This is a genomic window from Clostridioides sp. ZZV15-6388, assembly GCF_020657755.1.
Lineage (GTDB): Bacteria > Bacillota > Clostridia > Peptostreptococcales > Peptostreptococcaceae > Clostridioides.
Genome location: NZ_JAGWCU010000007.1, coordinates 87,888 through 102,860, shown reverse-complemented (window position 1 = coordinate 102,860; position 14,973 = coordinate 87,888). Strand labels below are relative to the sequence as shown.

General features: G+C 29.0%; 14 protein-coding genes. 8 read left to right on the top strand and 6 right to left on the bottom strand.

Going from position 1 to position 14,973, the window contains the following annotated elements; translation table 11 throughout:
* Positions 1-9 precede the first annotated feature (9 nt).
* Positions 10-603 carry a nitroreductase family protein gene (locus KGF48_RS06650; protein WP_227867850.1) on the bottom strand — a complete coding sequence of 198 codons (594 nt, stop codon included), beginning with the start codon at positions 601-603 and terminating at the stop codon, positions 10-12.
* 660 nt (positions 604-1,263) lie between these two features.
* Between KGF48_RS06650 and KGF48_RS06645 the strand changes: the two genes are divergently transcribed.
* From KGF48_RS06645 to KGF48_RS06615, 8 genes are all read left to right on the top strand, one after another.
* Entirely contained in the window at positions 1,264-1,914 is a 651-nt protein-coding gene (locus tag KGF48_RS06645; RefSeq protein WP_227839726.1) for a membrane protein insertase YidC, read from the top strand.
* Between the two features lie 175 nt (positions 1,915-2,089).
* Positions 2,090-2,758: a response regulator transcription factor gene (locus tag KGF48_RS06640; protein WP_227839725.1), complete on the top strand. Its 669-nt coding sequence runs from the start codon at positions 2,090-2,092 to the stop codon at positions 2,756-2,758.
* Entirely contained in the window at positions 2,758-3,891 is a 1,134-nt protein-coding gene (locus KGF48_RS06635) for a sensor histidine kinase (RefSeq protein WP_227839724.1), read from the top strand. Before KGF48_RS06640 ends, KGF48_RS06635 begins: the two co-directional genes overlap by 1 nt.
* Before the next feature lie 264 nt (positions 3,892-4,155).
* Positions 4,156-4,284, top strand: a complete 129-nt coding sequence (locus tag KGF48_RS20260) for a hypothetical protein (protein ID WP_304521268.1) — start codon at positions 4,156-4,158, stop codon at positions 4,282-4,284.
* Positions 4,281-5,126, top strand: a complete 846-nt coding sequence (locus KGF48_RS06630; protein ID WP_227842393.1) for an ABC transporter ATP-binding protein — start codon at positions 4,281-4,283, stop codon at positions 5,124-5,126. The genes KGF48_RS20260 and KGF48_RS06630 overlap by 4 nt, the downstream gene beginning before the upstream one ends.
* Entirely contained in the window at positions 5,126-6,154 is a 1,029-nt protein-coding gene (locus KGF48_RS06625) for an ABC transporter permease (RefSeq protein WP_227828361.1), read from the top strand. The genes KGF48_RS06630 and KGF48_RS06625 overlap by 1 nt, the downstream gene beginning before the upstream one ends.
* Before the next feature lie 2 nt (positions 6,155-6,156).
* Positions 6,157-7,170, top strand: coding sequence for an ABC transporter permease (locus KGF48_RS06620; RefSeq protein ID WP_227839722.1), 1,014 nt, complete (start codon positions 6,157-6,159; stop codon positions 7,168-7,170).
* A gap of 202 nt (positions 7,171-7,372) precedes the next feature.
* A complete protein-coding gene (locus tag KGF48_RS06615; RefSeq protein WP_227839721.1) occupies positions 7,373-7,789 on the top strand; it encodes a DUF3795 domain-containing protein in 417 nt (138 codons plus the stop codon).
* Positions 7,790-7,939: 150 nt separating this feature from the next.
* Here the strand turns inward: KGF48_RS06615 and KGF48_RS06610 are convergent, their stop codons facing one another.
* The 5 genes from KGF48_RS06610 to KGF48_RS06590 all read right to left on the bottom strand — a co-directional run bounded on the left by KGF48_RS06610 (position 7,940) and on the right by KGF48_RS06590 (position 14,576).
* Positions 7,940-9,190, bottom strand: a complete 1,251-nt coding sequence (locus tag KGF48_RS06610) for an MFS transporter (protein WP_227867849.1) — start codon at positions 9,188-9,190, stop codon at positions 7,940-7,942.
* An 85-nt stretch (positions 9,191-9,275) separates the two neighbouring features.
* Entirely contained in the window at positions 9,276-10,022 is a 747-nt protein-coding gene (locus tag KGF48_RS06605) for a MerR family transcriptional regulator (RefSeq protein WP_227828365.1), read from the bottom strand.
* Positions 10,023-10,122: 100 nt separating this feature from the next.
* Positions 10,123-11,145, bottom strand: coding sequence for a serine hydrolase domain-containing protein (locus KGF48_RS06600; RefSeq protein WP_227867848.1), 1,023 nt, complete (start codon positions 11,143-11,145; stop codon positions 10,123-10,125).
* On the bottom strand, positions 11,145-13,565 hold the full coding sequence (locus KGF48_RS06595; protein WP_227867847.1) for an excinuclease ABC subunit UvrA: 2,421 nt from the start codon (positions 13,563-13,565) through the stop codon (positions 11,145-11,147). Before KGF48_RS06595 ends, KGF48_RS06600 begins: the two co-directional genes overlap by 1 nt.
* Before the next feature lie 90 nt (positions 13,566-13,655).
* A complete protein-coding gene (locus tag KGF48_RS06590; RefSeq protein ID WP_227828368.1) occupies positions 13,656-14,576 on the bottom strand; it encodes a GyrI-like domain-containing protein in 921 nt (306 codons plus the stop codon).
* Positions 14,577-14,973: the final 397 nt, after the last annotated feature.

Sequence of the window (14,973 nt, the reverse complement as noted above, 5' to 3'; positions counted from 1 at the left end):
AATAGTTATTTATCTCCATTCAGTTACATCATTTAATTTTAATCTAGGTCTTTTTGATGGTTGTTCATCAGGATAACCTAAGGATATTGCTGCAACCAATTGACTATTTGTATCTAACCACTCACATAATTCATGATATGCAAAGTACACATCACAAATCCAAAGACTACCTAGGCCTAACTCTACAGCTGTAAGAGACATATTTTGAATTGCAGCTCCAATTGATTGTATATTTGCCATTTCATAAAAACGTTCTTCAGCAGATAAGTTTTCTAAAGGTGACCTTCCTAACTTGTTTAAAATAAAAATTGTTATGGGGGCTTGTTTCATAATTTCAACAGTATAATTTGCTCCTGCAATATGTTGGCGACTTTCTGGAAGAAGTCCATTGTTATCAATTTCATTTTGAATACCTTTGCTCATAGCTCTAAGCATAGATTCTTTTTCTTTTTCAGTGACAACAATAAATTTCCATGGTTGTCTATTTTTAGATGAAGGTGCATTTATTCCAGCTTCAATTATTTTCTCTATAGTTTCATGTGAAATACTTTGATTTTTATATTTTCTAATGCTACGTCTTTTCGATATAGAATCGCTTATCATTATGGTAACCTCCATTTAGTTTTGTTAATTTTTTCAAGTATGGTTTTTTATTTTAAAGATTATATTAGTTTTAAACATATATTTACATAAAATATGTTTATATAAAATATATTTACGTTATGTTTACATAAAACATATTTGCATATAGAAGAATTGTTTTAATTATTTTATCATTAATTTAGAAAAAAGTCATTGTCTTTAGAAGTAGAGCATAAGAATTCTGGTAAAAATGACACTAAAAATTTAATATAGTTTTATCAAGGTATTAGTACTTATATATTTACATTAAGTGATTAATATACTATAATTATCTAAACATAAACATAAACATAAACATAGACATAAAAACAAATATAAATACTGATGAGGTGATGTAATGAGATTGGATATGGATAATCTGTTGTATATACTAGTTTATATGACATTATTAGTATCTATCCTTGGATGCATAATTTACTTTTGTAAAGACCTCTTATATCATAGAGTTAAATATGTTTTGATAAGAAATATATTTATAAATAGATTTACATATTCTGAAAAAAGATTGCCTAAGCATTATATTGTTTTTCAAAAATATGATATTTGGAGGTATTATAGTATATTTTAATTTGAAATGATTCTATTACAGTTCAAGAATTTAAAATAAAAGGAGAGAATAGAATGGATTTCATTTCAAATATACTACAAGAGGTATTAAATATATTATTTAGTTTTACAGGAGATTTTGGGATTGCAATAGTACTTATAACTTTAATAGTAAAGTTGGTACTAATGCCATTGTCATTAAAACAAAGATTTTCTATGAAAAAACAACAAGAATTGGCAGAAAAAATGGAACATATAAAAGAAAAATATAAGGATAATGCTAAAGAACTTGAAAAGCAACTACAGATACACTCTGTAGAAAGTATGAAGAGTATGATTGGGTGTTCCACGATTTTACTACAAATGCCAGTAATATATGCACTGTATCATGTATGTTTAAACATGCCAAAGGGATTTACAACAGTTATAATTCCTTGGATTGCTAATTTAAATACAGCTGATAATTTATTTATACTACCTTGTATATACACATTAACTATGCTAGCTCCAAATTTGATAAATTATATACCATATTTTAAGGTGAATTCTCAAAGAACATTTAATAAACAAACGGTTATAATGACTACTATAATGAGTCTTATATTAACTGTTAGAACTCCAGTAGCCTTAGGTCTATATTTTATAACAAGTGCAATTTATACATTAATTGAAGAGATTTGTTTTAGCATATATTTTAATCAAAAAAATAAACTAGCATTAAAATAATATAATAAGTATTTTTAAAATTTTTAGCCTGCCAACATGAAGCAAAGTTGGCAGGCTATTTTTATAAATTGGTAGATTATTTTTAGAAACATGTTATTTTCTAAAAAACAGTTACAAAATAAATAAATTAATATAAACTAAAATAAAGTTAAAAAACTGAGGTGATAAAATAATAATGGCTAAAATACTAGTTGTAGAAGATGAAAAAAGAATGCAAGATATTATTGTAGAATATATGCAAAAAGGAGGGTATACTTGCATAACTGCTGATGATGGAGTAGAAGCACTTACAATACTAAAGAATACTGATATAGATTTAATGATATTAGATATTATGATGCCATATTTAGATGGATTCTCAGTATGTAGAGTTTCACGTGAAATGACTGATATACCTATTATTATGTTGACAGCTAAAGGTGAAGAAGAAGATAAATTAAAAGGCTATGAGTATGGAGCTGATGATTATATAACAAAGCCATTTAGTCCAAAGGTACTACTAGCAAAGGTGACAGCCTTACTTCGTAGGTATACTGTCGATATTCCAAAAAGTTCATTAAGTGTAGGTAAGATATTTATTATACTGAAGTCAAGGCAAGTATATGTAGAAGATAAACTTATTGATTTAACATATAAGGAATTTGAATTATTACGTTTATTTGTGGAAAATCCTAATCAAGTTTTTTCTAGAGACAAACTATTGAATTGTATATGGGGATATGATTTTGAAGGAAATACACGAACTGTAGATACACACATAAAAACTCTGCGTAAAAAACTTGGTAATGAAGGTCATCATATAGTTACATTAATTCGTTCAGGATATAAGTTTGAGGTTAAATAATGGATAATTTAAGAAAGTTTATAAATAAATTAAAGAATGTAAATATGTCAAATTGGATTAAGACAAATTTTGGATTATACTCAGTGAGAAAGAAAGTATTTTTTCTTTCTAAATTAGCAGGAGCAACTATTATATTGTTTTATCTTATTGTTGAGGAACTTCCAGTAAATAGTAAGTTTGGATTTTGGATTTGGTTTATAGTAATGATTATATTTATTTTAGGTATTGATTTTTTATTGGGAAGGTTTATTTCAGAGCCGATTACTTCTATAAATAAATCTGCAAAGAGTATGTCACAACTAGATTTTTCTAATCCGTGTACTGTTAATACGAATGATGAATTTGGAGAGCTTTCTAGGAGTCTAAATACAATGTCTACAAATTTACAACAGGCTTTGTTAGAACTGGAAGATGCAAATATCCAACTTGAAAAAGATGTAAATAAGGAAAGAATGTTATTAGAGCAAAGAAAGGAATTAGTGGACACAATTTCACATGAAATGAAAACACCACTTGGTATTATTCGTGCCTATACAGAGGGTCTTATGGATGAAGTTGATGAAGAGAAGAAGAAGCTTTATATGAACATCATTATAGAAGAAACTGATAGAATGAACAATATGATTGTATCTTTATTGGATTTATCTGCTTTAGAAGCAGGAGTCTCTAAACTCAATCCAGAGCGTTTTGATTTTATAGAATTTGTTGAAACTGTAGCAGGGCGTCTATTAATTGATGTTCCAGATATTGATTTTTATTTTACTTATGATTTGCCAGAAAATAAAGTTTTTGTTGTTGTAGATAAAATGAGAATGGAGCAAGTAGTAGAAAATTTAATTATCAATGCAAAAAAGCATGTTAAATATAATGGCAATTTAGACTTATCTGTTATATGCTGTAATGATTTACTTGTTTTTAAGATTTATAATGATGGTAAGACTATAGATTTAGATGAGATTCCAAAGATTTGGTCTAAATTTTATCGTAGTACTGAATCTCAAAGAAAAGGTGGTTCTGGTCTAGGGCTTGCTATTGTTTCACAAATACTTACAATGCAAGGTTTAAAATATGGAGTTAAAAATCGTGATAAAGGAGTAGAGTTTTATTTTATGATTCCAGTTGATGATGAGTGAAGAATAGCTTATAAATCATAAAAGATAAAAAATAAAAATACCTAATAAAAAAATTAATAAAAAGTTTTGATGAAAAGTATTTAATAAAAAGTATTTAATAAAAAGTATTTAATAAAAAGTCCTGTTTTCTTGGTGAAAACAGGACTTTTTATTATTTCACTTCAATTTCACAAGAGAGACACTTTGATTTCACTTGATGGCAATAAAATAAGCTAAAGAAATAAATAAGATAATGGTTAAGTAAAACAGGAGGGTGGGGTATTTGTGAAATGGTATACATGGTTAATTATTGTATTAATAGTTTTAATTTCTATTCCATTTAAAGTTAAATTTATAAAATGGTGGGATAGGCGACAAAAAGAAAAAAAGGACAAGGAGGATTATGATATATGATAAAAGTCAAAGAACTGACATTCTCTTATGGAAAAGATAAACAGATATTACATGGGCTTGATTTTGATGTAAAAGAAGGTGAGATATTTGGATTTCTTGGACCTAATGGTTCAGGAAAATCCACAACACAAAAAATTTTAAATGGAGTTTTAAAAGGGTATGGCGGTCAAGTGTCTCTTTTTGGCAAAGAAGTTGAAGAATATACAGAATCTTTATATCAAAAGATTGGTGTTCTATTTGAGTTTCCATATTTATATACAAATTTAAGTGCAATTGACAACCTTGAATATTTTTCATCTTTTTATCCTAAGAGACAGAGAAGAGATATAGGTGAGATTTTAGATTTGTTAGAGTTTAAGAAAGAGTTCATAAACAAGCCTGTATCATCTTATTCAAAAGGAATGAAACAACGTATCAGCATGGCAAGGGCATTGATAAGTAATCCAAAACTGTTGTTTTTAGATGAGCCTACTAGTGGGCTTGACCCATCTGGAGCTGTATTGTTCCGTAAAATTATTGAAGAGGAACGAAAAAAAGGAACAACTATATTTTTAACTACTCATAATATGTTGGATGCTGATTTAATGTGTAATAGAGTAGCTTTCATTGCAGATGGCAAAGTCATAGCAATAGATAGCCCTAAAAATCTAAAGGTGAAAAACAGTAATAATAAGGTTGAAGTTGAGTTTATACATCATGGTAAACGAGAGGTTAAGAGTTTAGATATAGAGGAATTGGAATCTGGTATGACTTTTGAGTATGATGAAATAGTGAGTGTGCATTCAAAAGAACCTACCTTAGAAGAAATTTTTATTAAATATACAGGAAGGATGTTATATTGATGTATTCTAAATTTTTTACTTTAATGAAAAAAGATTTACGGATGATTATTTATGGCAAATTCTTTATATTAGCATTTTCATCTCTTATACTTTATTCATGCTATATTAATTTTGGCTATATAAAATTTATGGATGAAGATTCCTATCACAATAGTGTTTATATGTACGAACCAGAGAATACAAGTGTGTATGAATCTCCATTAATTCATCCTGTTTCTTCTATTGATGAATTAAAATCAAAACTATCTGAAGATACAAATGCAGTTGGGATTGATGCTAGTGGGAATAGAGCAAAAGTAATTTTGCATGAAAGTCTTGAAAGAGTTGATAATTATAGAGCTGATTATGCATTGTCCTTGTTACTATCAGAAAAAGATAATGATGTAAAAACATCAGGAAAAGATGAAGTAATTCAAATCGATGATAAAGAGACATCTGAGATGAAACTTAGAAAAGAAATGACTTGTGAGATTTTGTTTTTTGAAATTGTAGCAATTGGATTTTTAGGTATTGCTTCTTTACTATTTAAAGAAAAGCAAATGGGTGTAATGCGCATAACAGGTATTTTGCCTGTAAAAAGAAGTCTTTTTATATTATCAAAAGTATCTATATTTCTGATATGTGACCTATGTTTTACAGTGCTTTTGTTAATAATTAATGTTGGATTGTTTGAAGGAATAAAAATACTACCTCAGGTACTAGTTCAAACTGGAATTTTATCCATAATTATGTCTTTAGTTGGATTTGGATGTTCAATGTTATTAAAGGATTTCAAACAATTCTCTCTTGCATATCTTTTAGTTGCAGTGTTTATAACTACACCTGTGTTTTTATCTGCAAATACATCTTTTGAAATAAGTTGGATTAAATATCACCCTTTTTATCATGTTTATAATGAGTTAAAAAATGCTTTTTTTATAAGTTTCTCAAGTGAAATTAGTTATTTTATTGCATGCTTTCTGACAATAATAGTTCTTTTTTTACTTGTTAAATATGTTTTTGATAAAGAATTGATTAGGGAGGGATAGTGTTGATTGGATTACGATATCAGTTGAAGAGTATAAGGAAAGATAAAATGTGCATAATTTCCTTCTTTTTACCAATTGTTATGGCTGTTTTAATAAATTTTGTTGGAACTATTGATATATCTTCTATAGGAGAGTTGCAATTTGGGACAATAAAAAACAACCTTTCTACACAAACAGAGCAATGGCTAAGTAGATATGGGTCAGTGAAACAATATAAAACTAAGAATCATTTAATAAGTGAAGTTAAAAACATTAAAACAAATACAATTGGGGTTATTAGTAATGGTGAGGGGGTTCAAACTATACTTTATGGAAATGAGATTAATGCTATAAAAAATGTAGCAAAGATGTTACCTAAAATTTTTATACTAAAGGGAAATTTAGAAAATATTGAGGTTACAATACTACCTAAAGATAATGTGTTAAAAGAATTTCAAAATATTTTTATTGCTATGATTCTAATTACAGCTATGTTTATGGGATGTACTTTTAATGCAATGAATATCATATCTGAAAAAGAAGATGGAATTTCATTTATCAATGAAATCTTACCACAAACTAGGAGTCAATATATTATTCAGAAAATATTTATAGGTTTTCTATGTGGGTGTCTATCTTCAATTGTAACTGTCTTTATATGTCTAAGGATTTCAATGTTAGATATGGTAATGATGTTGTTACTTATCATATTTTCGACATTTATATCATCACTAATAGGTTTATTTATTGGTAAACTATCAGAAGGTCTTATGGTAGGGATTATTTATATTAAGTTAATAATGATTTTATTTATAGGGACTCCATTACTGGTATACATTTTAGGCGTTGATATTAGAGGAATAGGCAATTTATGTTATATAATGCCATCGATAGCAACATTTAAAGGAATTATGGAAATTATTGATGGAAATATTACTGTTATAAAAGAAGTTGTAGTTTTAGTGGGACATTGTATTGTATGGTTTTTGCTGTATATGACTTTAGATAAGAAAAGAAATCTATTTTTTAGTAGATAATTAAATCTAATTGCTTGATATACTTATATTATATGTTTATTATATGATTAAGATGGATAGATAATTTGATTATAAAGACTTATGATAAGTGAAAATATCTTATTAAAATGATTTTTTATAATGATACTGTTCAAAAACTTCATGATTCCAATAATTAGAGTTGTTCAAGAATTAAGAATACTATAGAAAGGGATAATATATTATGAAAATGCCCAATAAGATTGAAAATATTATGCTTGCCCCTTGTGGTATGAATTGTAAAGTCTGTTATAAACATTGTTATTCAAAGAAATCTTGTCAGGGATGTTATGTAAGTGATTTGGGGAAACCAGAACATTGCAGAACGTGTAAGATAAAAGAATGTGCAAAGATAGAAAAGATTACATATTGTTTTGAGTGTGAAAAATTTCCATGCAAATTGGTCAAAAACTTGGAAAAAAGCTACAATAAAAGATACGAAGAGAGCCTTATAAAAAACAGTCTTTTAGCGAAAGAGTCTGGAATAAGTACTTTTATGGAAGAAGAATTAAAAAAATGGACTTGTGTTTATTGTGGTGGAATTATTTCTTTACATGACTCTGAATGTTCTGAGTGTCATGCTAAAAAGGAATCAAAATAATAATAAACTTATTGGCATATTACTTTTCTCCGTTTCATTTAATCTTTGATGTAAATGAAACGGAGATTATAAAATTTGAACTAGGCTAATTAAAACTATCTTAGTGTATTACTTAATTTTCCTAGTGCATTACTTAATTTCTATAGTATATTACTTAGTTTCCTTTGATTTAAAGATACCTTGTGCATAAAATTGCCTTGAGTAAGGAATAGATAAAGCAAAAAATGCAATTATTACGCCTGAAACAATAATCAAACTGTTAATAGATAATATATCAGCGAGTGGTCCAAAAAGTACCATCCCAAGAGGTATAAGACCAGTATATATAATAGTAGGTAAGCCCAATACACGACCTTGCATTTCTGGTACTACATGTTCTTGCAACATGGTCATAGCTGTTGCTTGAATAATTGGAATTGAAAAACTGGTAAAAAACATAAATATAAAAAATTGCCAAGCTTGTGTAACAGACCCCAAAATAATGGAAAAGATGGCGTAAGATAACATTGACAAGAAAAATGTCTTATTTCGATTTTTAAAGCCACCAAATATTCCTATAACTAATCCGCCTAAAACCATACCTGCAAAGCCAATCATTTCAATAATAGATAGATAAACATAGCCTTTACCAAATGTACGCTCAATCAATAATCCTATAAGAAAGCCTGATGGTACACAAAGAAAAATGAAAGCTCCATAAGTAAAAACTACTTTTCTAATAAATTTATCCGAAAAAGAGTATTTTATTCCAGATATCATGTCTGCTAAAAATGATACTTTTTCAGTCTGTTTTACTATATTATGTTTAGGTATTTTAATGAAGCAAAGTAATACAATAGCTATAATTGCAGTAATGATATCAATTAAAAGTACCTGAGATATTTTATTGCCTAGACCAAGAATTGCTGCAGCTATAACAGGAACTATAAATTGTACTATAGATTGAAGACTGCCATTTATACCATTAAAACGCATTAAGTGTTCTTCTGGTACAAGTTGAGGAATCATTGCATTTACAGCAGGTGTCTGTACACCACTTCCTAAAGAACGAATAATGGATACGACTGCAATTGCGATTAATTCATTTTCTCCTTTAATTCCTGACATCATAAGCAGAAGTAGTATCAGTGTAGAAGCAGCGATTATGGCATCAGATATAATGATGAGTATTTTTCGATTGTAGTAATCTGCCCATACCCCTGCAAAAAAAGATATTAGCATTTGTGGTATGAAGGAGCATATGGTTAAAATTGTTACCCATAAGCCTGATGATGTTTGAAGTGTGATATACCATATCATTGCCATCTGTACAAGTGATGAACCAAATAGGGAAATATATTGGCTCACTAAAAAGGTAATGATTTTTTTCTTCCATGTAAAATGAGTATTTTTGTTTTCCATTCTATTCCTCCTTTGATTTGTGTGTTTAATTTTTCTCGATCTTAAGAATAACACACAAATCAAAGTATGGAGTTAGAGTGGAGGGTTAAGAAAATTGTTCTTTCATGCTTTGAAGATGAGACTTCATTGCTTTTGCGTTATATTCTGCCTCTTTCAATGAGGTTATCAATTTATCACATACTGAGATGATTTCATCGTCATCTTTTGGAGTGTCAATAACAGTTTTAATATTAGCATTGGGATTACAAGACAAAGCATTTAACATTCTTAAAATAGCTGAAAGAGAATAGCTTGCACAACGTAATGAATTAATAATTTTAAGTCGTTTTATATCTTCATCAGTATATACACGATAACCATTTTGTTTTCTTTTTACTTTTAACAACCCGTTCATTTCCCAATTTCTTAAAGTGTCTATTGTGACATTTAGGTGTTCTGCGGTTTCTTTTCTAGTTAAAAATAACTTGTCTGTTTCATGTGTGTTTCCTTTTAAAATCTCTGTAACAATAGTGATTGCTTCTTCAGCATTTGATTTTTCTATTTCTAATTGTTGTAAGTAATGACTCACAAGACAAATAGCTTTGTCAAAATCTTTATTTGCTGATGTTCTGACAATCTCAACTGCATTTTTTCTCAATCCTCTTTGTGTAACTTCAATTTTTAAGGCTGTACGAGCAAATTTAAATTGCTCTATATGAAAATCGTTAAAGATACGGTAGCCATTAGGATTGCGTTTAGGTTTAGGTATTAGTTCAAGTTCTTCATATAAACGTACTGTATTAGGATGTATACCAATTAAATCTGCTATTTCTGATGTCGTGTAGGTATTCATTTATATTCAACTCCTCTTGTGTATATAGCATCAATAATAATATCACTAAACTAAAGTCTGGTGTTATAGTGGAGGGTTGTTATAATCATTCTATATACAACTATTCTATTATAGAAGTAAGTATATGTTTTTTAATAAACTGCCATCTATCACGAGGTTTAAAAACTATCTTAGATGGTATTGCTATCACCAAGTCATAGTGTGGTATACAACAGATAGCATTTCCTCCAGCTCCCATTGCTGAGTACCAAAGAACTCCATCTTCTTCACATAGCCACCATAGATAACCATACTCATTGGAATTCATTTTAGTTGATTCTTCAATCCATGATTTAGATATAATACGTTTATTATTCCAAATACCATCATTTAAATACAGAGAACCAAATCGTAACATATCTCTGGCACTCAATGTAAGTCCCCAGCCACCTGTAGTATTACCTTGTCTATCTTTTGCCCAACCTTTAAGGTTTTTTCCAAACAAATCTTCAAAGCCAAAATCTTTTATATCATAATCTGGTATTTCTCTCATACCAATAGGTTTGAATAGATGTTCATTAGCAAATTCACGAGCACACTTTCCTGTGGTATTTGTAATAATAGCTGAAAGTAGGTGGACTCCGGCCGAAGAATATTTGAAAGTTCCAATATTTTTGTTTTGACCAAGTTGATTTAGGGTGTATTTTACCCAATCTCGTTGCTTAGAAAGTCTCTCCAATGACTCAGTTGTATTTTTAAAAGGGTATGGTGCAGTCATTGTAAGCAAATGGCGTATAGTTACTACTTTTTTGTATATATCAGCAGGGCTACAATTATATTCAGGGAAAAAATCAACAACTTTTTGCTCAACATCCTTTATATAACCCTTGTCTATTGCGATACCAATTAGGGCTGATATGATACTTTTTGTGACAGATGCAACATGAAAAGTATCGTCAGCATTATAACCATTATAATATTTTTCAAAGACGATATTTCCTCTTCTTGCTATGATTATTGCGTTTATATTACTATATTGTGAGATTATTAAAGGTTCAAGTTGTGAAAGTTTTTTTGAATCCATTCCAACACTTGAAGGGTCTATATTTTCAAATTTCAAATCTAAGCAGTAGTCTTTATCCATTATAAATACCTCCCTGTTATAGACTTTGAGTTTTCTTTTAGTTGTTGAGGAGAACCCTCTGCAATGATATATCCGCCTTTGTCTCCACCTTCTGGACCAAGTTCAATAATCCAATCACAAGTATTTAGAACTTCTATATCGTGTTCAACAACAATTACAGAATTTCCATTTTCGACTAGTTCATCCAACAATTGAATTAGTTTAGCAGTATCATATAAACTTAGACCAGTAGTGGGTTCATCCAATACATAGAGAATATTGCCTTTTCGCTTTTTGCCAATCTCTTTTGCAAGCTTGATTCTTTGAGATTCGCCACCACTTAAAGTAGGGGTAGGTTGACCTAGCTTTATATAACCCATACCGATTTGTTCTAGTACTTTTAAGTGTGAAACAATATTTGGAGTATCTTCGAAAAAACTAACAGCTTCGGATACACTCATATTTAGGACATCATAGATATTTTTATTCTTATATTTAATGGATAGGGATTCATCATTAAATCTTTTTCCATGACACTCATTACATATACTGTCCATACTTAAATTATTTCCCAACCAGATTTTTTCATATCCGCTACCACTACATTTAGAACAAGCACCCTTTGAATTGAATGAAAAATGTCCAGCAGTGAAATTTTGTTTTATTGATTCTGGTTGACCTGCAAATAAAACACGTATCTTATCCCATATACCAATATAAGATGCAGGTGTTGAGTTCATATTTCTACCAATAGGAGTTTGAGATATTTCTGAATATCCAGAGATATATTGTGTACCACTTAATTTATCTGAAATAGTTTCTACAATTGCATAATCATCCTCATCACTTACTTCATTTTCTTTAATAGTTGCTTTATTATTATTTGGTTGATTATTGAAGTAACTTCTAAGAAGAGGTAGTAATGTATCTGATATAAGGGAACTTTTTCCACTGCCAGATTTTCCAGCTATTCCAATCATAGCACCTAAAGGTAATGATGCAGTAACGTTTTTAAGATTATTCGTACTTGCATTTTGAACAACTATACAAGGCATTTTTTCAATATCCGTAATATTTTTAGATGCTGTTCTAGTAGGCATGGAGTATTTTCCTGATATATATTGTCCAGTAATTGACTCATTTGACTTAAGCAGACCTTCTAAATCGCCTTGATATATTAACTGTCCACCTTCAACACCAGCTTTTGGCCCTATATCAATAATATGTTCTGCCATATTAATTGTATTTTTATCATGTTCAACTACAATGACAGTGTTACCTAAATCTTTTAAATCTTTAATGGATTTTAGAATATCGATTTTTTCAGATTCATGTAATCCCGCAGTTGGTTCGTCAAGTACGTAAATTAATGAATCCATTTCTGAATCAAGGTGAGAATTTAAAAATAGCCTTTGTATTTCTCCACCACTTAAAGTTGACATCTCTCTGTACAAGGACAGATGACCTAGTCTTGATTTTATTAGATTGTTTGTCTTAATCAAAATATCATTTATCAAATTTTTACCTAGAGTAGTTAGTTTGTCTTGATTTAATAAGGACTTTAGGAATTCATGAACTTCTAAAATGCTCATTTTTCCAAGTTCACCAATATGCTTTCCATTTAATAAAACTTGGCGTGCTTCTTCACCAATTTTAAAACCATTGCACTCAGAGCAAGTAGTCATGCTATAAATACCATTTAAGTCTTCACCTCTTTGGTGACGACCATGAAGTACTTTTGCTAAAGAAGAACTTCGTTTTCCATTTTCATAATGGCCATAGAGTACCTCGTTTTGTACTTCCTCAGGCAATTGTAAGAATGGCATCTCTAAATAATCTTTGAATTTTTTAGATAGAACTCTCAAATATCCTGGTGTAATTTGGGCTCTATCTAAAACTTTTTTTAGGGTAGTGTGCTTATCCAAGATAAGTTTTTCAATATTAATTTCAAAGTATGCTCCACGTCCAGAACACTTCATACACATTCCATCTGAAGATGTATATGAAAAATAACTTGGTCTTAATCGTTCTTCCTCATTACCACAATTATTACAAATAAGATTATTGTCTACAGGAGTGTTACACGCAGAACATAGTACTTGTCCTTCTCCTGCATATAGCAGTGTAAGCATACTAATAATATTGGTTCTAGTACCTACTGTTGAACGAGGATTACTCTGACGAATGATATTTTGTTTAACAGCTATAGTAGGAGCTAATCCTTGAATGTTATCGAATTTATTCTCATTATCAATGCCTGAAAGTATGCCTAAGGACTGTAAGTACTGTTTACGCCCTTCCTCAAATACAATATCAAACATAAGACTGGACTTACCTGAACCACTGACACCTGTTGCAACTACAAGCTTATTTTTGGGGATAGAGATATCTATATTTTTTAGGTTATGAATTTTTGCTCCTTTAATTTTTATTTCTTTCATTAATTCACCTCATTTTATTAATTTTATCAAACTATAAAATTGGGATGTTTTAATCCTTAATATAAGAAGAGGTTAAGCGAAATCATAGTATTAAAAAGGCTCTATAGGTAAATATATATCAACTATATGTTTATTTTGTGGGTGAGTATTTGGGTCATTAAGGTATACTTCAAAAGGGAAAGAATTACGTAATTTATGCTCATCATTTGATAGCCATTCATTATACATAAAATCCCAAGCATCACTATATTCATTTTGAAAAATACTAAAATGCCCCACAAGATATTTACCAGAAGGTATTGTCATATTACCAAGGTCGCTATTTTCTTTGACAACAATATTATTTGGAATTGTCATACAAATACTAGTCCTCAAATGATGTTCTTGTGTAAATTGAGGATTATCATGATAAATAGCTAATATATTTGTCTTTTCAAGTTCAACTAGATTCTGCTCATTTGCATATTCAAAGAGTTTTTCTACAATCTTTGGAAAATGACTAGCTAAATTTCCATATGACCCAGTGTATCTAATATAAGCTGTATTTACATTATCAAGTTCTAAGATTTCAATTTCTCCTTTAACCTCTCTATTATTTTTAGATTTAAGTTTTGATATGTATCTATTATACTGAGAAATTTTATATGGTTCTTTGCAATTCTTGCTATAATTATTTCTATATTTTATAGGGCTTATCTTATAGTAATTTTTGAATGCTCGTGAAAAAACCGCGGAATCAGTAAAACCAAAATAATGTGCAATATCAGTAATTGTCATGTCAGTACGATGAATAAGAAAAGACGTGGCTCCTTCTAGTTTTAACCTACTTACATACTGTGATAATGTTTCTTTTTCTATCGCTTTGAAAATCCTATGAAAATGAAACTTTGAAAAACCTGCTATATTAGAGAGCTCTTCAAGAGAAAGAGAATCATACAAATGCTCTTCTATATAGTCCTGTACTTTGCAAATACTACGTAAGTATTCTTTTTTACTTTGGGAATCAGTCATAAGTATACCTCCTTATTACAAAAATATATATTTTAAATATCCTTATTTATAGTAAATAAAGCGTTGAGTATGTGAGATTTAAAGTAAACAAAATGTTAAATAGATTTTTTATTAGGAATTTTTCTTATATATAATAACAATTTATATTATAAGAGAATTAGTATCTTACTTTGTAACACTTAGTATAACATAATGATATATTTTTCGATTGTATATTTGGTTATATATTTATATAAAGTTAGAGACTATAACATGGACAAAAACTTAATATCTAGTATGTCTGTAAATTTTGATACTGAGAACGATATATCAATTTTAAGAAAATATTTATAAACCAAGAAAATATTTATATTAAAAAAATTATTAAATTTATTGTTTAAATAAAAAAGTTAAATCT